Here is an 18,361-nt window from a genome sequence, read left to right on the forward strand (position 1 = left end):
TCAACATTGCGAAGATGGAGCAAAAGTTAGGTTACGAACCTCACTGTCGACCGCACCGACGGCGCCGTAACCGCTCGACGCCCGGTGTCCCCGGTCTCCTCCGCCCTGATGACCATGATGACCCAGGCGTGGGCTTTGAGCCGCCAACTTTGCAATATTAGCGAGAATAGAGACTGGCAGTTCAAGAAGTCCGCTTATCAGCTCGAACGCTTCCGCGCCCTCGAAACGTGCGGCGCATTTGTCGGCACGCTGCCGAAGCCACAACGCGCAGCGATGCCTACCAAGGGAGAGTTGTTGTTCTCCAACCGATTCCGCGCCGCGGGATTCGGACATCAAGGCCCGTGAGGGGCTACTCCGGCAGCCGCAGCTCGGGCTTCTCGACCTCTTCGATATTGACGTCCTTGAAGGTGATGACGCGAACCTGCTTGACGAAGCGCGCGGGCCGGTACATATCCCACACCCAGGCGTCGCCCAGCCTCAGCTCGAAATAGACCTCGCCGTCGGAGTTGCGGGGCACCAGCTCGACACTGTTGGCGAGGTAGAACCTGCGCTCGGTCTCCACGACGTAGCTGAACTGCCCGACGATGTCCTTGTATTCGCGGTAGAGCGAGAGCTCCATCTCGGTTTCATACTTCTCGAGATCCTCGGCACTCATCTGCTCAATCGTCCTTCATGTCCGTCTCGCTCTCCGGCCCCGCGGGGTGGGAACCCCAACCTCCCGAAGGGGTGGCCCCATGTCACGCAAGCGCTCATCGCGACTCCAATCCTCCCCTACCCGAATTGGCTCTGCTGCTCGGGTTCGCCCTCGAGGTCGACGTCGGGGACCAAGTAGGCACCCATCTCGGTGCCCAGCTGGCCGTCGACCGCCACAAGCCGCCGGACGTTGATGAACGAATACCGGTGCTCGCTGCACGGACCCAGCTCCGCAAGTGCGGCGCTGTGGGCGGGCGTGCTGTAGCCCTTGTGCTCGGCGAAGCCGTAGCCAGGATGTTCGGCCTCCATCTCCACCATGAGCCTGTCACGGCTCACCTTCGCCAGCACGCTCGCGGCGGCGATGCACGCCGCGGCCGCGTCACCGCCGACGACCGGCAGCGACGGCATCGGCAGACCCGGTACGCGGAATCCGTCCGACAACACGTAACCGGGCCGCACGGACAGGCCGGCCACGGCACGTCGCATGCCCTCGATGTTCGCCACGTGTACACCGCGGCGATCCACCTCCGCCGAGGGAATGAAGACGACGTGGTAGGCGAGCGCATACCGACGGATGAGCGGGAACAGGCGCTCGCGCTCGCGCTCGTTGAGTTTCTTGGAGTCGTCAAGCGCGGCAAGGCTTTCCAGCCGGTTCGGCCCCAACACACATGCCGCCACCACCAATGGGCCCGCACAGGCCCCGCGCCCGACCTCGTCCACGCCCGCCACCGGTCCCAGCCCACTGCGGTACAGCGCAGACTCCAGCGTGCGCAGTCCAGAGGATTTCCGGATCACCGTTCGCGGAGGCCATGTCGCCGGCAAATGCAACTCCTACTGGGTCTGCGGGTTCACGCTGCCTACACCACCCCATCGCGACGGGGGCCAGGCGATGAACCGTGCTTTTCCAATCACATTTTCTATCGGCACCGTGCCGGCCTGCGGGTCACCCGTGCACAGCACCCCACGTTGGGCATCGGTGGGCGTACTGGTGCAGTGTGCGCGTGAATCGGCGGAATGGGTGCGGTTGTCTCCCATCACCCAGACCTTGCCTTCGGGAACGGTCACCGGCCCGAACTCATTGCCGAGACAGGCGGCGTACGGATTCGAGGGCTCGACATTCATCGTGTCGAAGTTGAGGTACGGCTCGTCGAGGCGTTTGCCGTCGACCGTCAGGCCGGTGTTGACACGACATTCGACCGTCTGACCGCCTACCGCGATCACACGCTTGACCAGGTCGTTCTCGTCCGGCGGGACGAAGCCGATGAAGGACAGCCCGTTCTGCAGCCAGCGCACCAGGGTGTTGTCGGACCGGATCGACTTGTAGCCGATGTTCCAGTTCGGCGGGCCCTTGAAGACAACGACGTCGCCCGGCTCTGGCTCGGAGAAACGATAGGTCAGCTTGTCCACCATGATCCGGTCACCGGTGCACCCCGGGCAGCCGTGCAGGGTGGGCTCCATCGATTCCGACGGAATGAGGTACGGGCGCGCGACGAACGTCAGCATGACGTAGTACAGCACCAACGCAATGGTGATGAGAATCGCGAACTCGCGTAGGGCGCCGTGTTTCTTCTTCGGCTCTTCGGCGTCGTCCGCCGAATTGGAGACGTCGGTCGAACCCTCGGCCGGCCCATCGGGATCGCTGGATTCGGTCACCGCATCAGGGTAGCCAGCGCGATGCTCGTCGCCCCGGTCGTCGGCTGCCACGCGTCAGCACCCTGCGCGTCGGCGGCCGGACACGGTCAGCGCTTCTCCTTGATCTTCGCCTTCTTGCCGCGCAGTTCGCGCAGGTAGTACAGCTTCGCGCGGCGCACGTCACCGCGGGTGACGACGTCGATGTGGTCGATGTTCGGCGAGTGCACGGGGAACGTCCGCTCGACACCGACGCCGTAGCTTTCCTTGCGCACGGTGAACGTCTCGCGGATGCCACCGCCCTGGCGACGCAGGACGACGCCCTTGAAGACCTGGATGCGCTCCTTGGAGCCCTCGATGACCTTGACGTGCACATTCACCGTGTCGCCGGGGCCGAAGTCCGGGATGTCGTCGCGTAGCGACGTCTGATCGACGAAGTCCAGCGTGTTCATCGGTGACACTCTTCCTTGCTGTTGGCCGGCTGCGGGCGTGCTGTCGCGCTTCTTACTCGCGGCGCTGAGCCGGTCTATCGGGTGTATCGGGGTGTATCTCGCGGTGGGCGGAGTACTCGCCGCACGCAGACAACTGCTCAATTGTGCCAGATGAGCCCCGATCCAGTGAAATCCGGTGACCTCGGTCGGCCTGATCGGTAGCCAGCGTTCACTGCGGAACACGAAGCCTACCTAACCAAGCGTCGGGCCAAGGCTGGAGTTAGGCTGATAGGGCGGGAATTTGAGTTGTGGCAAGGCAAGGGAGGCCAATGCGACGCCGGCTATCGAAGCTGGTCACGGCGACTGCGATCGTCGTCGTCGCCGCCCCATTGGTCAACGGTTGTGAGGCACGGGTCTATGGCGTGGCTCCGGAGTCCGCCGGCCCGCAACTGACCGTGGTCGTGCCGCAGGGCCGGATGGCGCCCCTGCCGGAAGCCCCGCCTGACGAGCCTGCGGCCGCCTTCACCGGCCTCGAACAGCGGGCCCAGCTGGCTGTCGCCCAGGCCGAGGAGGCCGGCGCCGACATCACGCTCACGGTTTTGGACCGCAACACCGGCCAGATCGTCTCCAGCGGCGACTCCAGGGCGATGCCCATCGCGTCGGTGTCGAAGCTGTTCATCGCCGATGACCTGCTGCTTCAGGAGTCCCGCGGTGAAGTGGAGCTCTCCCCCGACGACCGCAAGGCGCTCGACTACATGCTGCGGGCTTCCGACGACAGCGCGGCCGAGGTCTTCTGGAATCGCAGCGGAGGCAGCGAGATCATTTCGCGGGTCACCGAGCGATACGGGCTCAAGTCGACGACGACGCCATACGACGGGCGCTGGTACACCACCCTGAGCACGACGGCAGACCTCGTTCGGTACTACGACGAGCTGCTCTCAGGCGCAGGCGGATTGCCGCCCGAGCAGGCCAGCGTCATCCTCTCGAACCTGGCGGCCTCCACTCCGACCGCGCCCGACGGCACCGTGCCCGGCGGCGTCTACCCCCAACGGTTCGGCATCCCTGAGGGCTTCTACAACGAGCGCGTGGCGGTCAAGCAGGGCTGGTTCTGCTGTTGGGGTGCCGGTGACTGGGTGCACTTGTCGACCGGAGTGATCGGGCCCGATCGCCGATACGTCATGGCGATCGGCGCCATGCAACCGACCGACGACGTCACCGCCCGCAACACGATCACGCAGGCGATCAAGACGATGTTCCCTGGCGGCCGTATCTAGCTCGCCACGCCGAAGTCGGACAAAAGTGGGCACTGGCTGTCGCGCTGGTGGATTATTCGCGGCGGCAATAATTAACGCGGACGAAAGGCGCGCGATGGAACGGGTCGAGGGCTCGCACGAAGCCCACCTAACACGTCGAGCACTGCTGGCGGGGCTAGGCGTCGGTGCCGCTGCGGTGTCCACTGTCATCGCGACGGGGACCGCCCCGCAGGCCCAGGCCGCCCCCGACGAGGGTTATGAGGCGATGTTGATGAAGTGCATCGACCCTCGGTTCACCACCGACGCCTGGAACTACATGACGGGTCGCGGCTGGCAGAACAACTACAGCGAGTTCGCACTCGCCGGCGGACCGGTCGGCGTGGTGGCACCGGCCTTCGCGGCGTGGCAGGAGACGTTCTGGGAAAACCTCGCCATCTCCGTCGAGCTGCACTGGTTGAACCGGATCATCGGCATGACGCACCGGGACTGCGGTGCCGCCGCGGTCGCCTATGGCGACCGGATCAGGACGGACAGGGCGTATGAAACCGAGGTGCTGTCGACCGCGCTGCGGGAGTTCCGTAATCAGGTGCAGCAGCGTCAGCCACTGCTCGAAGTGGAACTCGGCATCATGGACCTCAACGGAAGCGTCGAGTACGTCACCTGAGCGCGTTAGTCCAACAGGTCGGGGCGACGCTCACGGGTGCGCTGAAGACTCTGCTCGCGTCGCCACGCCGCGATCTTGGCGTGGTCGCCGGACAGTAGGACCTCGGGTACATCGAGTCCGCGCCAGCTCGGCGGCCGGGTGTAGCTCGGACCTTCCAGCAGCCCGTCGGAATGCGAATCATCCTGGTGTGACGCGGGATTGCCGAGCACATCGGGCAACAGCCGAACCACCGCTTCGATCATGACCAACGCCGCGGACTCCCCGCCGGGCAGCACGTAGTCACCGATCGACACCTCTTCGACCCGCATCCGGCGCGCCGCATCGTCGGCGACACGCTGATCGATGCCTTCGTACCGGCCACAGGCGAACACCAGATGCTTCTCGGTGCTCCACCGTTGGGCGTCCGCTTGAGTGAACAGCCTGCCCGCAGGTGTCGGAACCACGAGAAGTGTTTCCTCGGAACATATTTCGTCGAGAGCCTCACCCCAGACCGGGGCCTTCATCACCATGCCTGGACCACCGCCGTAGGGCGCGTCGTCGACCGACCGATGCACATCGTGGGTCCAGCGGCGCAGATCGTGCACGGCGAGCGTGAAGATGCCGGCCGCAATCGCCTTGCCCGGCAAGGCCTGCCGCAGCGGGTCGAGGTAATCCGGGAAAACGGTCACCACGTCGATATGCAACTCTGTGCGCTCCGTCATTCGAGTTCCAGCAGGCCCTCGGGCGGGTCGATCTCGATGACCTGATCGGTCAGCGACACAGACGTCACGATCGCTTCGACGAAGGGCACCAGGACTTCACGTTCGCCGGTTCGCACCGAGAGCAATTCGCCCGCCGCGGTATGCAGCACCTCGGCGACGGTGCCGACCGCCTCTCCGTCAGTCGTGCGCACCTGCAACCCTTCGAGCTGATGGTCGTAGAACTCGTCGGGCTCGTCGATGGGCGGCAGCTCGGAGGTATCGACGACGAACAGTGTGCCGCGTAATGCGTCGGCACCGTCGCGGTCGGCGACCCCGTCGAGCCGGATCAGCAGCCGCCCGCCGTGCGGGCGCGCGGACTCGACCACGAAGCGGCGTTCGGTTCCACCCTTGGCGCGGGCACGGAGGCTGGCGCCGGGCGCGAATCGGATGTCGGGGTCGTCGGTTCGGACATCGACGACCACCTCACCGGTGATGCCGTGTGCCTTGACGACCCGCCCGACAACCAGGTCCATATCGACCGCTCTACTGGTCGGTGTCCACCACGTCGACGCGGATTCCCCGGCCCCCGATGCCGGCCACCAAGGTGCGCAGCGCGGTCGCCGTGCGTCCGCCGCGGCCGATGACCTTGCCGAGATCGTCGGGATGGACATGCACCTCGACGGTGCGCCCGCGGCGGCTGGTCACCATATCGACACGAACATCATCGGGATTGTCCACGATCCCGCGAACCAGGTGCTCGACTGCGTCGACGACGACAGAACTCACAGCGGTCAGCTCTCGGACGACTCGGGTGCGGCCTCGGCAGGCGTGGCCTCGGCGGCCTCAGCAGCCGGCTCGGTCTCGGCGGCCTTCTCAGCGGTGTCGTCAGCGTTCTCGTCGGCCTTCTCGGCCTTGTCGCTGGCCTTCTTGGCCGGGGCCTTCTTCTTCTTGGGCTGAGTGGCCTCGCCCGACGGACCGCCCTCGGCCTCGGCGAGCGCCGCGTTGAACAGATCCAGCTTCGACGGCTTGGGCTCCTTGACCTTCAACGTGCCCTCGGCACCCGGCAGACCCTTGAACTTCTGCCAGTCGCCGGTGATCTGCAGCAGCTGCAGCACGGGCTCGGTGGGCTGAGCGCCGACGCTGAGCCAGTACTGCGCGCGCTCGGAGTTGATCTCGATGAGGCTCGGATCTTCCTTCGGGTGGTACCGGCCGATGACCTCGATCGAGCGACCATCGCGGCGGGTGCGCGCGTCGGCGACGGCGATGCGGTACTGGGGATTGCGGATCTTGCCAAGCCGGGTCAGCTTGATCTTGACAGCCATGGTTAAGCGACTTCTCCTGTAATTGCCACGCCGCAATTCAGCGGTGCCGGCCGGTTGCCTGCACCCGGTTTTGCTTTACGTGTGTGACCGCCATGCAGCCGTAGTCGCATGGCAGACAGCCGACCATTGTGCCAGAACAGCCCCTACCGGGGAAAATCGCGCTCCAGCGTACGGATTCGTCCGGCTCCACCAGTCAGTGTCTATTCTTTACAACTTCGGCCGATAGTGTCACGCTCGCGGGATGGATGCCGCGACCACCCTGCTCGAGATCGAGGCCATCAAGCAGCTGAAGGCCCGCTACTGCCGGTTCCTGGACACCAAGGACTGGCAGGCGTGGCGGAACATCTTCGCCGACGACTTCCACAGCGATACGTCGCCGTCGGGCGGCAAGGTGATCGACGGCGCCGACGAGTTCGTCGCATTCGTGCGCAAGAACCTGAAGGACCAACCGACCGTGCACCAGGTGCACGCACCGGAGATCGAACTGACGTCGCCGACGACGGCGCGCGGCGTTTGGGCGCTCAATGACATCGTGCGATTGGCGCCCGGGCTCAACCTCGACGGCTGGGGGCACTATCACGAAACCTACGAAAAGATCGACGGTCAGTGGCGCATCAAGAGTTCGACACTGACACGTTTACGCACGGATATCTTCAATCCGCTGTTCTCCGTGCGTATTTCGGACCGGATGACGCGGACGGCGGCCAAACTGGCTCGACGGTGAGCGTTACAGGAGTTTGTCGAAGCACTTCTCCTCGACGCGCTTGCTCATCCGCCAGCCCTCGGCGGTGCGAACGAACTCGTCGACGTACCAGATGCCGACGAACAGGATCTGCTTCTCTTCGACGTTGAAGACCATCGGGTTGAAGCAGATGGTGCGCGACGACGCGGAGTCGCCAGCCTGATCGCGGGTGATGCGCACATCGAAGTTGCCCAGCATGTGGTAGTACGCGGGGAAATTGGGCAGCACATCCTTCAGCCATGCCTTGACCTCCGGAAAGCGGCCGTCGATCCCACCGGTGACCCGATAGTCGATATAGGCATCCGGGGTGAAGACTCGATCCAGGTCGTCGAACTGCTTGCGGTCGATCGCCGATGAGTAGTCGACCATCAACTGCTGAATCTCGAACCGATCCGATATCTCTTCCAAGCTCAACATGCGTCGATTGAACACGATTGCAGCGCGACGATAGGCTCACCCGTCATGCGGAGGTTTCTCGTCTGCATCGCGTCCACGCTGTGCCTGGTCGCCGGGGGGACCGCGGTCGCGTCGGCGGTACCCGCCGGCGTCGTTCAGCCATCGGGTTCGGTGCCGATTCCCGACGGGCCGGCCCGCGCCTGGATCCTCGCCGATATGGACACCGGTGCCGTGTTGGCGTCGCGCGATGAGTACGGCCAGTACGCACCGGCCAGCACCATCAAGGTCTTGCTGGCATTGACGGTGCTCGATGAGCTCCCGCTGGACACGACGATCGTCGCGAACGAAGCCGATACCAAGGTCGAATGCAACTGTGCGGGCGTGACGCCCGGCATGGTCTACACCGCGCGCCAGTTGCTCGAGGCGTTGCTTCTGGTGTCCGGCAACGACGCCGCCAACACGCTGGCCAGCATGCTCGGCGGCCAGGACGTCGCCGTGATGAAGATGAACGGCAACGCCGCACTGCTCGGCGCGTACGGCACCAACGCCGGGTCACCGTCGGGACTCGACGGCCCGGGCATCGACATGTGGTCCTCGCCGCACGACCTGGCGGTCATCTTCCGCGCCGCCATGGCCAACCCGGTGTTCGCGCAGATCACCGCGCAGCCGACCGCGGTCTTCCCCACCAAGACCGGAGACAAGGTGCTGGTCAATCAGGACGAATTGCTGAAGCGCTATCCAGGCATGCTCGGCGGCAAGACCGGCTTCACGGACCTCGCGCAGAAGACGTTCGTCGGCGCGGCCGGTCGTAACGGCAGGCGACTGGTCGTCGCATTGATGTACGGCATGGACAAACCCGGTCAGCCGACTTACTGGGATCAGGCCACGAGCTTGTTCGACTGGGGTTTCTCACTCGACAGGAGCGCAAGCGTCGGCACGCTCTAGCCGATGCAAAGTTGCTGAATCGCAACGCGTTCGAGACCGGGTCTGCAAACGCGCCGGTTAGGCTCGGCGTTCGTGCGAAAGTTGTTGGCCGCGTTGGCGATCACGCTATGCGCGGCCACTACGGTCGCGCCGTATGCTGCAGCCCAGCCAGGTAACGAGCCTGCGGGCGCTGTCGCGCTGCCCGACGGGCCGGCGCAGGCGTGGTTGCTCGCCGATCTGGACACCGGCGCAATTCTGGCCTCCCGCAACCCATATGAGCCGCATGCACCGGCGAGTACGATCAAGCCGCTGCTGGCGATGGTGGTGCTGGACCATCTGCACCCGGACAGCTTCGCCCGCGCCAACTCGTCGCACACCGAGGTCGAGTGCTCCTGCGTGGGCCTGAAGCCGGGCCAGCCGTATACGGTGCGCCAGCTGCTCGCGGCACTGTTGATGGTGTCGGGCAACGATGCGGCGAACATGTTGGCCGACATGCTCGGTGGACAAGGTGTCGCGCTGCCCGCCATGAACCGCAAGGCGGCGGCCGTGGGTGCGCGTTCGACGAAGGCGTCGTCGCCGTCGGGCCTCGACGGGCCGGGATGGGAATCCACCACCACGCCACACGACCTCGCGGTCATCTATCGCGCGGCGCTTGCCAACCCACTGATCGCGCAGGTCATGCGCGCGCAATCGGCGGAGTTCCCCGGCAAGACCCTTACCAACCAGAACGAACTGCTGACCCGCTACCCCGGCACGTTCGCGGGCAAGACGGGGTTCACGAACCTCGCTCGCCACACCTATGTCGCGGCCGCCCAGCGGGGTAACCGGCGACTCGTCGTCGTCGAGATGTACGGCACCGGCGATCTGTACGGCCAGGCGATCAAGCTGTTCGACTGGGGTTTTAGCCAGTCCCGCTGACGCATCCTCCCCCGAAAAAGGGAGCCCCACGCAGCGCTTCCCCTTCAAGTAAGGTCCCTAAATTCAAGACCGAGGGGAAGCGTTCGTGGCCGGCCGGCAGTTTTCACTGATCGTTGGATATGGCACCGATATGGGCAACGCCGAGGACGCGGCGATGACCCTCACCGAGTTGCTCGGCACCGCTGGGATCGAAGCGGAGGCCATCGAACTCAACCAGATCGACGTCGGCGACCTTCAGACGGCCACCCACTTCGTGGTCGTCACATCCACGTTCGGCGACGGTGAGTTCCCCGACAACGCCACCCTGTTCTGGGAAGCGATCAGCGGTGAGACAGAGCGACTCGAACACCTGAGCTTCGCTGTGCTGGCCCTCGGCGACAGTTCGTACGACCTCTTCTGCAACGCAGGCAAGTTGCTCGACGAGCGACTCGAGGAACTCGGCGCCACCCGGCTGACCGAACGAGTGGACATCGACGGCTTCTACGAAGAGCCGGCCAAGGCGTGGTCGACCGATGTCGTCAAGTTGCTGGCCGCCGAACAGAGCGGTTCGACGCCGACTGCCGTCGTCACCGTCATCGAGGACACCGAGCCTACGTCGACCCGCGAGCGTAACCATCCCGTCGACGTCCGACTGGTCGTCAACCGACGGCTCACCGCCGACGCGTCCGACAAGGAGGTCCGCCACTACGAACTGGACCTCGCCAACACCGGAATCACTTACACCGCAGGCGATTCGATTGCGGTGCACGCGACCAACGATCCCGTACTCGTCGAGGCGGTGCTGGCACAGCTGGGCGTCGGAGCCGACTACCCGGTCGTCGGCCACGACGAACCGCTGGGCGTGCTGCTGACGAATAGCCTGGAGATCCGGACGCCATCACGCGCGCTGAAGGCATTGGTGGCCAGCCGAACCAACGATGAACAGGCGATCGCCGCGCTCAACAGTGACGGTGCGACGGTGCCCGGTTCCTGGCTCTAGGGCAAGGATGTGCTCGACCTGATCAAGTTGGGCGGCCTGGCCGCCGACGAGGTGATCGACACACTGCGTCCGCTGCAGTTCCGCGACTACTCGATCGCGTCGAGCCCGCTGATATCCGCCGACCGCGTCAACCTGACTGTCGCCACAGTGCGCTACCACGCCGAGGACCGCACACACGGCGGCGTGGCCTCCACGTTCCTGGCCGAACGCGGGGAGATGGTGCGCGTGCATCTGCGCCCGAACCACCACTTCCGGCTGCCCGCCGATGATGCGCCGATCATCATGATCGGCCCTGGCACGGGCATCGCGCCGTTCCGCGCCTTCCTGCAGGAGCGTCAGGCGACCGGAGCGCGGGGACGGTCGTGGTTGTTTTTCGGCGACCGGCGACGGGCCACCGATTTCCTCTACGGTGACGAGTTGCAGGCCTTCGCGGAGGCGGGCACCCTCAGCAGACTCGACCTCGCCTTCTCACGTGACAGTACGCAGGGGACGCCGAAAACCTATGTGCAGCACCGTATGCGGGAACACGCCGCCGAGCTCTATCGCTGGCTGCAGGACGGCGCGTACCTCTACGTCTGCGGCGACGCCGAACGGATGGCCAAGGATGTCGACGCGACACTGCACGACATCGTCGCCACCTGCGGCGGAATGGATCCGGCTGCGGCGCACGCGTACGTCAACGACCTCATCAAGTCACACCGGTACCTGCGCGACGTTTACTAGCGGAACACCTTGCCCCGCAGGATCACCAGGTCCGGGTGATTGACGACGTCCGCGCCCGCTCGGGGGTCGTCGCGGTAGCAGACCAGGTCGGCCGAGGCGCCGTGCTCGATTCGTGCCCGGCCCAACCACTCTCGAGCGTCCCAGCACGCCGCGCCCAACGCGTCGGTGGGACTCATCCCGACGCCCTTGAGCGCGTCGATCTCGTCGGCGATCCGCCCGTGCGCGACCATGCTGCCCGCGTCGGTGCCCGCGTAAAGCGGCACGCCCGCCTCGCGCGCGGCGGCGATGCGCGCGGGACACTTCTGGTGCAGGTCGCGCATGTGGCGTGCGTAAACCGGGAATTTGGCTGCGTTATCGGCGATTCCGGGGAAGTTCTCGATGTTGATGAGCGTGGGTACCAGCGCGGTGCCGTACTCGACCATCAGGTCGATGGTGTCGTCGGTCAAGCCGGTGCCGTGCTCGATGCAGTCGATTCCGGCTTTGATCAGCCCAGGCAGCGCGTCCTCACTGAATACGTGCGCGGTGACGCGGGCGCCGTTGTCGTGGGCGGCATCGATGGCGGCTTTCAACGCGTCGTCGGACCACAGCGGTGCCAGGTCTCCGATCTCGCGGTCGATCCAGTCGCCGACGAGCTTCACCCAGCCGTCGCCGAACCGCGCCTGCTCGGCGACCGCCTCGGGCAGCTGGGACTCGTCGTCCAGCTCAATCGCGAAGCCGCGCTGATAGCGCTTGGGTTTGGCGAGGTGGCGACCCGCGCGGATGATTCGCGGCAGGTCGTCATGATCGTCGAGGCTACGGGTGTCGATGGGTGAGCCCGCGTCACGCAGCAACAGGGCGCCCACGTCGCGTTCGACCTTGGCCTGCTCGACGCACTCGTCGATGTTGTCGATCGCACCGTGCTCGCCGAGTCCGACATGGCAGTGCGCGTCCACGAGACCCGGCAGAATCCATCCGCCGTCGAAGACGGTCTCCGCATCGGCGACGGGCTCCGCGCTCAAAACACCGTCGACGATCCACCACTCCACCGGCTCCTCGTCGGGTAGACCCCGACCGCGCAGGTGCAGGCGCATATCAGTTCTTGGGGAACTTCAGCTTCGACAGATCGATGTCGGCGAGGCCAGGCGGAAGCTCGTCGAGGCCCTTGGGCATATTCGACAGGTCGGGGAAGCCGGCAGGCATTCCGGCGCCCAGTGGATTGCGCACCTTCGGCGGCGTCGGCCCGCTCCCCTTCTTCCGGCCCTTTTGCCCCTTGCCCTTCTTGCCCTTACCCGACTTGCGGGTCGAGGACTTGCGGCCGAAGGGCATGCCCATCTGGCCCGCCATCGACGACATCATCTTGCGCGCCTCGAAGAACCGCTCAACGAGCTGGTTGACCTCACCGACCGTGACACCGGAGCCGTTGGCGATACGCAGCCGGCGCGAACCGTTGATGATCTTCGGGTCTGCCCGCTCCTCGGGCGTCATCCCGCGGATGATCGCCTGCAGCCGGTCGAGCGACTTGTCGTCGACGGCCGCCAGCGCGTCCTTCATCTGCCCCGCGCCGGGCAGCATGCCCAGCAGGTTGCCGATCGGACCCATCTTGCGGATCGCGAGCATCTGCTCGAGGAAGTCCTCCAGCGTCAGCTCGCCGCTGCCGATCTTGGCGGCCGCCTCTTCGGCCTTCTGGGCGTCGAAGACCTGCTCGGCCTGCTCGATGAGGGTGAGCACGTCGCCCATGCCCAGGATCCGGCTTGCCATGCGGTCGGGGTGGAAGACGTCGAAGTCCTCGAGCTTCTCACCTGCGGAGGCGAACAGGATCGGCACGCCGGTGATCTCGCGCACCGACAGTGCGGCACCACCGCGGGCGTCGCCGTCGAGCTTGGTCAGCACCACACCGGTGAAGCCGACGCCCTCGCGGAACGCCTCGGCGGTGGTGACGGCATCCTGGCCGATCATCGCGTCGAGCACGAAGATCACTTCGTCGGGATTGATGGCGTCCCGGATCGCGGCGGCCTGGCTCATCAGCTCGTCGTCGATGCCGAGGCGCCCGGCGGTGTCGACGATGACAATGTCGAAGTGCTTGGCCTTCGCCTCGGCGAGGCCGGCCGCCGCCACCGCGACGGGATCCCCGGGCGCCGAGTCGTCGGAGCCCTCGATGGTGCCGGGATGCGGGGCGAACACCTCGACACCGGCGCGTTGACCGACGATCTGGAGCTGGTTGACGGCGCCGGGCCGCTGAAGGTCGCACGCCACAAGGAGCGGCGAATTACCCTGCCCCTTCAGCCATTTCGCGAGCTTGCCGGCCAGCGTGGTCTTACCGGAGCCCTGCAGACCCGCGAGCATGATGACCGTCGGCGGGGTCTTGGCGAACGCCAGCTGGCGCGTCTCGCCGCCGAGGATCGTGATCAGTTCCTCGTTGACGATCTTGACGACCTGCTGGGCGGGGTTCAGCGCGCCGGATACCTCCGCACCCTTGGCGCGTTCCTTGATCCGTGCGACGAACTCGCGCACCACCGGCAGCGAGACGTCCGCTTCGAGCAGCGCCAACCGAATCTCGCGGGTCGTCGCGTCGATGTCGGCGTCGGACAACCGCCCCTTGCCGCGCAGCCCCTGGAGGGCGCCGGTCAACCGGTCGGACAGCGATTCAAACACGCGCTCCACCCTACTTCCCCCGGTCGTCCCCCTGCCTTCGGCGGGCGGTACCCCCAACGCTCTCCTGCCCGCCGGACCCTAACTGGCCTCTGAAACCGGCTTCGCAGGCGCAGGTGCCGGCAGGACGGCGTACAGGTCGCGCTCGAGTTCGGCACGCACCGCTTCGACGTTGCCGGAGGCCAGCGCGGGGCCCGAGATGCCGAAGACGTCGACCACAGACGAACCCAGCGTGGTGACCTTCGCCCACGCGATATCGACGCCGTCGCGTTCGAACACCGCCGTCAGCCTCGCCAGCAGCCCGGTGCGGTCCGTGCTGCGGATCTGCACCACCAGCTCACCCGGGGCTCGACCCTCGGACCACAGGATCCGCGGCGGAGCGGTCACGTGGTTGATCGGCACCGCGTCCGGCACCTCCCCTGCGCGCGCCGTCCCGTACTGGGCGGCCTCGCGATCGCGTTTGTCCAACGACGCGAGCGCGTCGAGGTCGCCGTCGAGAGCGAGGATCCACTGCTGCCGCAACAACTCGGCCGCCGGCGGAGACCCGAAGTGCGGTGAGACGACGAACGTGTTGATCGCCGAACCCGCGTGCCCGTTGACCGACGCCGAATGCACGCGCAGCGAGTTCAGTGCAAGCACACCCGCCGCCTTGGACAACAACCCCCTGCGGTCGGGCGCGATCATGGTCACGTTGTAGATGTGGGGACTGTCGGCGGGCGTGAGCTCGACATGCACACCGACCTCGGCCGCCAGCGAAAGGTAGCGCGGGTCAATGGGATCGGGTTCCGGCAACGGTTCCCCGGCCATCACCAGCCGGCAGCGACGCACCAGATCGCCGATGAGCGAGGCCTTCCAGTCGCCCCACACCCCAGGACCCGTCGCGAGCGAGTCCGCTTCGGCCAGCACATGCAGCAGTTCGAGCACGACCAGGTCACCGTCGAGGGCTTCGACCACCGCCGCGATGGTCTTGGCGTCCTGCAGATCGCGTCGCGTGGCGGTGTGCGGCAGCAGCAGATGGTGGCGCACCACCTTGGACAGGATGTCGACATCCGATGGCCACAGGCCGAGCCGGGTGCCGATCTGAACCGCCAGGTCGGCGCCGATGACGCTGTGGTCGCCACCGCGGCCCTTGCCGATGTCGTGGCACAGCGCGCCGAGGAGCAACAGATCGGGCCGCAACACTCTGGTGGTGAATGCGCTTGCCCGCGAGACGGTTTCGACGAGGTGGCGATCCACGGTCCAGATATGCACCACGTCGCGGGGCGGCAGGTCGCGGACCGCACCCCACTCGGGAAAAAGACGGCCCCACAGACCGGTGCGGTCCAGCGCCTCGATGGTGGCCACTGCGGGCGGGCCGGCAGCCAGCATGACCAGCAGGTCCTTGAGCGCCTGGCGCGGCCACGGGGTGCGCAGCTCGGGCGCGGTTTCAGAGAGCCGGGCCAGCGTGGACGACGCCATCGGCAGGCCGGTGTTGGCTGACGCGGCCGCCACCCGCAGGATCAGGCCGGGGTCACGTTCGGGGCGCGCGTCGCGCGCGAGGATCACCTCACCGGCGAACTCGATCACACCTTCGTCGAGAGGGCGGCGCGTGGGACGGCGAAAGGCAGAGAGCCCGCGTCTGGGCAGCGCATTGGCGGCGGTGCGGATACCGGCCTCGACGTAGAAGCTGATGGTGCGCGCCGCGTCGGACAGCATGCGGGCCAGATCGAAGCGGTCTCCGATGCGCAGCGCCGCGCCGATCTCATCGGCGTGCTGGGCCAGCAGCAGCTCGCGGCCACGCCCGGCGACCCGGTGCAGCTCGGTGCGGACATTCAATAGCGTCATGTGCGCCTCACCCAGCGACTCGGTCGGCGAGGCGAGAGACCGGCTGGGATAGACATCGGCGAGCTGCGCGATCGCCAGTGCGTTGAGCAGTTGAACGTCGCGCAGGCCGCCGCGGCCGCATTTGAGGTCGGGCTCTGCGCGGTGGGCGATCTCGCCGCTGCGCTCCCACCGCGCGCGGGTGTGCTCGACGAGTTCTTCGAAGCGCGAGGCGATTCCGGTGCGCCACTGCCGTCGCGCTCCACCGATCAGCAGGTTCGATAGATCCGAATCACCGGCGATATGCCGCGCTTCGAGCATCGCGAGCCCGGCGGAGATGTCGTCGTTGGCGACGGCCAGCGCCTCGGGCACCGTCCGGACGCTGTGGTCGATGCGAATATTGGCGTCCCACAACGGATACCAGAGTAGTTCGGCGACCTGGCCGACAACGTCGTGCGGCATGTTGTCGTGGAGCAATGTCAGGTCGAGATCGGAGTAGGGCACCAGTTCGCCGCGGCCGAGCCCACCGGTCGCGACGATGGCGAAGCCGCTGGTCGGCGTGATGCCGATCTCGGCGGCCTTTGTGGTGAGCCAGAATTCGTGCAGATCCAGCAGAGCGTCGCGCAGCGCCGCCGAATCCAGGTGGCGGGCGTCATTGGTCAGCAGCTGCTCGGCGGCCTGCGCCAGATCGGTCGCGGGACGCAAAGAGCCCGCCGCCGGGGCCTCCCATCGAGGACGCCCGGCGGCGGGATCTGGTCTCTGCTCTGTCATTTCGTGTCCTCCCCCGGCCCTTACCTCTAAACGCTCACGGTGCAACGGCCGGGAGACAACCTCTTATTACGTCACGTCGGTCAAAGGGCATCGCTCCCGCGCTCGCCCGTGCGCACTCGCACCACGGTCTCAACGGGGCTGACCCATACCTTGCCGTCGCCGATCTTGCCCGTGCGTGCGGCCTGAACGATCACGTCCACCACCTTGTCCACGGCCGAGTCGTCGACGACGACCTCGACGCGGACCTTGGGCACGAAGTCGACCGAGTACTCCGCACCGCGGTAAACCTCGGTGTGGCCCTTCTGCCGGCCGTAACCCTGCACCTCGCTGACGGTCATTCCGAGGATGCCCGTCTGCTCGAGCCCGGTCTTGACGTCTTCGAGCGTGAACGGCTTGATGATCGCGGTAATCAGCTTCATTTAGTTCATCCCTTCCGATGAAATTGTCGCCGATCAGGCGAACTCGTAAGCCGTTTCAGCGTGTTCGGCTTCATCGATACCAGTCTCCTCGTCTTCTTCGCTCACACGCCAACCCAGCGGCTTCACGATGAACGCGATGATCGCGGTCATGATCCCGGTGAACACGACTGCCACCACAGCGATTACCGCCTGGATGACCAGCTGCTGGAAACCGCCGCCGTAGAACAAACCGGTTTCAGTCGCCAGCAAGCCGATACCAATGGTGCCCCACAGCCCAGCGACGAGGTGCACACCGACGACGTCGAGCGAGTCGTCATAGCCGAGCTTGTACTTCAGGCTGATGGCAAGTGCCGACAGCGCGCCGGCGATGGCACCGAGGATCAGCGAGCCGACCGGCGACAGCGCACCGCATGCCGGGGTGATCGCGACGAGGCCTGCAACGATGCCCGAGGCGGCACCGACGCTCGTCGGCTTGCCGTCACGGATGCGCTCCACCAACAGCCAGCCCAGCATTGCGGCGGCAGTCGCGGCGGTGGTGTTCACCCAGACCTGGCCGGCGAGCATATCGGCGGCACCCTCGGAGCCCACGTTGAAGCCGAACCATCCGAACCACAGGATCGACGCACCGAGCAGGACGAACGGAACGTTGTGCGGCCGGTAGGCGATCTTGCCGAATCCACGTCGCTTACCGAGAAGCAGAGCGAGCACAAGCGCTGCCATACCCGCGTTGATGTGCACCACGGTGCCACCGGCGAAGTCGATGGGCGCAACGTTGGCCGAGCCCGCTTCAGCGTCGTAGCCGAATATCCATGATGCGAAGCCGTTTTCGGCCCCCGACAGCAGTCCGCCACCCCAAACCATGTGGGCCAGGGGGAAGTAGACAAGGGTGACCCAGATGCCCCCGAAGAGCAGCCAGGTGCCGAACTTCATCCGCTCTGCCATCGCGCCGCTGATCAGGGCGACGGTGATGACTGCGAAGGTGAGCTGGAAACCGACCCAGACGATCGCGGGAACCGTCCCGAAGCCGCCGAGAACGTAGAGCGTGTCCTCGCCGACTTCCTTGGTTTCCAGAAGTTGGCTGACCCCGAATAACGAGAAGGGGTTGTCGAAGATACCCAGGATGTCGCTATTGCCGGTGTGTGCCGACGCGAACGACATCGAGTAGCCCCACAACACATAGATGACGCTGACGGTGCCGATGGAGCCGAACGACATCATCATCATGTTGAGCACGGACTTCTGACGCGACAGGCCGCCGTAGAAGAACGCCAGGCCCGGTGTCATGAACAACACCAGCGCCGCAGCCGTAAGCACCCACGCGGTGTCGCCGGCGCTCATGCCGTCTGGACCAAAGGGCGCGAACGCATCGTCGGGTAGGGCTAAAGGTAA

Annotated in this window: 20 protein-coding genes and 1 pseudogene; 7 read left to right on the plus strand and 14 right to left on the minus strand. The window is 65.9% G+C overall.

The features are described 5' to 3' along the window. The first annotated feature begins 108 nt into the window (after positions 1-108). Positions 109-345: a hypothetical protein gene (locus H7J93_RS12335; RefSeq protein WP_267306567.1), complete on the plus strand. Its 237-nt coding sequence runs from the start codon at positions 109-111 to the stop codon at positions 343-345. Between the two features lie 4 nt (positions 346-349). Here H7J93_RS12335 and H7J93_RS12340 read toward each other — a convergent pair whose 3' ends face one another. From H7J93_RS12340 to rplS, 4 genes are all read right to left on the minus strand, one after another. Continuing rightward, positions 350-655, minus strand: coding sequence for a DUF2469 domain-containing protein (locus H7J93_RS12340; RefSeq protein ID WP_083149988.1), 306 nt, complete (start codon positions 653-655; stop codon positions 350-352). A 116-nt stretch (positions 656-771) separates the two neighbouring features. Then, a complete protein-coding gene (locus H7J93_RS12345) occupies positions 772-1,515 on the minus strand; it encodes a ribonuclease HII (RefSeq protein WP_267306568.1) in 744 nt (247 codons plus the stop codon). Between the two features lie 9 nt (positions 1,516-1,524). After that, on the minus strand, positions 1,525-2,346 hold the full coding sequence (gene lepB / locus H7J93_RS12350; RefSeq protein WP_267306984.1) for a signal peptidase I: 822 nt from the start codon (positions 2,344-2,346) through the stop codon (positions 1,525-1,527). A gap of 86 nt (positions 2,347-2,432) precedes the next feature. Then, positions 2,433-2,774, minus strand: coding sequence for a 50S ribosomal protein L19 (gene rplS, locus H7J93_RS12355; RefSeq protein WP_067092307.1), 342 nt, complete (start codon positions 2,772-2,774; stop codon positions 2,433-2,435). Positions 2,775-3,082: 308 nt separating this feature from the next. Here rplS and H7J93_RS12360 point away from each other — a divergent pair, with 308 nt between their 5' ends. Then, the gene (locus H7J93_RS12360; protein ID WP_267306569.1) at positions 3,083-4,027 is read left to right on the plus strand and encodes a serine hydrolase family protein; all 945 of its coding nucleotides are present in this window, start codon (positions 3,083-3,085) and stop codon (positions 4,025-4,027) included. A 94-nt stretch (positions 4,028-4,121) separates the two neighbouring features. Next, the gene (locus tag H7J93_RS12365; RefSeq protein ID WP_267306570.1) at positions 4,122-4,670 is read left to right on the plus strand and encodes a hypothetical protein; all 549 of its coding nucleotides are present in this window, start codon (positions 4,122-4,124) and stop codon (positions 4,668-4,670) included. 5 nt (positions 4,671-4,675) lie between these two features. Here H7J93_RS12365 and trmD read toward each other — a convergent pair whose 3' ends face one another. Genes trmD through rpsP form a run of 4 tightly spaced genes read right to left on the minus strand, consistent with a single transcriptional unit; the run spans position 4,676 to position 6,672 of the window. Continuing rightward, positions 4,676-5,353: a tRNA (guanosine(37)-N1)-methyltransferase TrmD gene (gene trmD / locus H7J93_RS12370; RefSeq protein WP_267306985.1), complete on the minus strand. Its 678-nt coding sequence runs from the start codon at positions 5,351-5,353 to the stop codon at positions 4,676-4,678. A 14-nt stretch (positions 5,354-5,367) separates the two neighbouring features. Then, positions 5,368-5,883 carry a ribosome maturation factor RimM gene (gene rimM, locus H7J93_RS12375; RefSeq protein WP_267306571.1) on the minus strand — a complete coding sequence of 172 codons (516 nt, stop codon included), beginning with the start codon at positions 5,881-5,883 and terminating at the stop codon, positions 5,368-5,370. Between the two features lie 10 nt (positions 5,884-5,893). Continuing rightward, positions 5,894-6,136, minus strand: a complete 243-nt coding sequence (locus H7J93_RS12380; protein ID WP_003881089.1) for an RNA-binding protein — start codon at positions 6,134-6,136, stop codon at positions 5,894-5,896. A gap of 5 nt (positions 6,137-6,141) precedes the next feature. Then, entirely contained in the window at positions 6,142-6,672 is a 531-nt protein-coding gene (rpsP, locus tag H7J93_RS12385; RefSeq protein ID WP_267306572.1) for a 30S ribosomal protein S16, read from the minus strand. 241 nt (positions 6,673-6,913) lie between these two features. Between rpsP and H7J93_RS12390 the strand changes: the two genes are divergently transcribed. Next, a complete protein-coding gene (locus tag H7J93_RS12390; RefSeq protein WP_267306573.1) occupies positions 6,914-7,396 on the plus strand; it encodes a nuclear transport factor 2 family protein in 483 nt (160 codons plus the stop codon). A gap of 3 nt (positions 7,397-7,399) precedes the next feature. Here the strand turns inward: H7J93_RS12390 and H7J93_RS12395 are convergent, their stop codons facing one another. After that, complete coding sequence (locus tag H7J93_RS12395; RefSeq protein ID WP_267306574.1) at positions 7,400-7,831, minus strand: nuclear transport factor 2 family protein; 432 nt, start codon at positions 7,829-7,831, stop codon at positions 7,400-7,402. 45 nt (positions 7,832-7,876) lie between these two features. On the opposite strand from H7J93_RS12395, the gene H7J93_RS12400 reads away from it, so the two are divergent. The 3 genes and pseudogenes from H7J93_RS12400 (at position 7,877) to H7J93_RS12410 (ending at position 11,354) form a co-directional block, all read left to right on the plus strand. Continuing rightward, the gene (locus tag H7J93_RS12400; RefSeq protein ID WP_267306575.1) at positions 7,877-8,755 is read left to right on the plus strand and encodes a D-alanyl-D-alanine carboxypeptidase family protein; all 879 of its coding nucleotides are present in this window, start codon (positions 7,877-7,879) and stop codon (positions 8,753-8,755) included. Between the two features lie 72 nt (positions 8,756-8,827). Further along, a complete protein-coding gene (locus tag H7J93_RS12405) occupies positions 8,828-9,652 on the plus strand; it encodes a D-alanyl-D-alanine carboxypeptidase family protein (protein WP_267306576.1) in 825 nt (274 codons plus the stop codon). A gap of 130 nt (positions 9,653-9,782) precedes the next feature. Next, positions 9,783-11,354 (plus strand): annotated as a pseudogene (locus tag H7J93_RS12410) (diflavin oxidoreductase). Here H7J93_RS12410 and H7J93_RS12415 read toward each other — a convergent pair. The 5 genes from H7J93_RS12415 to H7J93_RS12435 form a co-directional block, all read right to left on the minus strand. Continuing rightward, entirely contained in the window at positions 11,351-12,424 is a 1,074-nt protein-coding gene (locus tag H7J93_RS12415) for a metal-dependent hydrolase family protein (RefSeq protein ID WP_267306577.1), read from the minus strand. The pseudogene H7J93_RS12410 and the gene H7J93_RS12415 overlap by 4 nt on opposite strands. A gap of 1 nt (position 12,425) precedes the next feature. Continuing rightward, a complete protein-coding gene (ffh, locus tag H7J93_RS12420) occupies positions 12,426-13,985 on the minus strand; it encodes a signal recognition particle protein (RefSeq protein ID WP_267306578.1) in 1,560 nt (519 codons plus the stop codon). Positions 13,986-14,063: 78 nt separating this feature from the next. Beyond that, positions 14,064-16,553, minus strand: coding sequence for a [protein-PII] uridylyltransferase (locus tag H7J93_RS12425; RefSeq protein ID WP_267306579.1), 2,490 nt, complete (start codon positions 16,551-16,553; stop codon positions 14,064-14,066). 80 nt (positions 16,554-16,633) lie between these two features. Beyond that, entirely contained in the window at positions 16,634-16,972 is a 339-nt protein-coding gene (locus H7J93_RS12430; protein WP_083150001.1) for a P-II family nitrogen regulator, read from the minus strand. A 33-nt stretch (positions 16,973-17,005) separates the two neighbouring features. Further along, positions 17,006-18,310, minus strand: coding sequence for an ammonium transporter (locus tag H7J93_RS12435; protein WP_267306580.1), 1,305 nt, complete (start codon positions 18,308-18,310; stop codon positions 17,006-17,008). Positions 18,311-18,361 lie beyond the last annotated feature (51 nt).

It is taken from the genome of Mycobacterium barrassiae (assembly GCF_025822765.1).
Lineage (GTDB): Bacteria > Actinomycetota > Actinomycetes > Mycobacteriales > Mycobacteriaceae > Mycobacterium > Mycobacterium barrassiae.

Excerpts from the sequence above, each read along its gene's own strand:
- H7J93_RS12335 (WP_267306567.1), top strand. The coding sequence starts at position 109 with ATGACCATGATGACCCAGGCGTGGGCTTTGAGCCGCCAACTTTGCAAT.
- H7J93_RS12340 (WP_083149988.1), bottom strand. The coding sequence starts at position 655 with ATGAGTGCCGAGGATCTCGAGAAGTATGAAACCGAGATGGAGCTCTCG.
- rplS (WP_067092307.1), bottom strand. The coding sequence starts at position 2,774 with ATGAACACGCTGGACTTCGTCGATCAGACGTCGCTACGCGACGACATC.
- H7J93_RS12360 (WP_267306569.1), top strand. The coding sequence starts at position 3,083 with ATGCGACGCCGGCTATCGAAGCTGGTCACGGCGACTGCGATCGTCGTC.
- H7J93_RS12365 (WP_267306570.1), top strand. The coding sequence starts at position 4,122 with ATGGAACGGGTCGAGGGCTCGCACGAAGCCCACCTAACACGTCGAGCA.
- rimM (WP_267306571.1), bottom strand. The coding sequence starts at position 5,883 with ATGGACCTGGTTGTCGGGCGGGTCGTCAAGGCACACGGCATCACCGGT.
- rpsP (WP_267306572.1), bottom strand. The coding sequence starts at position 6,672 with ATGGCTGTCAAGATCAAGCTGACCCGGCTTGGCAAGATCCGCAATCCC.
- H7J93_RS12390 (WP_267306573.1), top strand. The coding sequence starts at position 6,914 with ATGGATGCCGCGACCACCCTGCTCGAGATCGAGGCCATCAAGCAGCTG.
- H7J93_RS12395 (WP_267306574.1), bottom strand. The coding sequence starts at position 7,831 with ATGTTGAGCTTGGAAGAGATATCGGATCGGTTCGAGATTCAGCAGTTG.
- H7J93_RS12400 (WP_267306575.1), top strand. The coding sequence starts at position 7,877 with ATGCGGAGGTTTCTCGTCTGCATCGCGTCCACGCTGTGCCTGGTCGCC.
- H7J93_RS12415 (WP_267306577.1), bottom strand. The coding sequence starts at position 12,424 with ATGCGCCTGCACCTGCGCGGTCGGGGTCTACCCGACGAGGAGCCGGTG.
- H7J93_RS12425 (WP_267306579.1), bottom strand. The coding sequence starts at position 16,553 with ATGACAGAGCAGAGACCAGATCCCGCCGCCGGGCGTCCTCGATGGGAG.
- H7J93_RS12430 (WP_083150001.1), bottom strand. The coding sequence starts at position 16,972 with ATGAAGCTGATTACCGCGATCATCAAGCCGTTCACGCTCGAAGACGTC.
- H7J93_RS12435 (WP_267306580.1), bottom strand. The coding sequence starts at position 18,310 with ATGAGCGCCGGCGACACCGCGTGGGTGCTTACGGCTGCGGCGCTGGTG.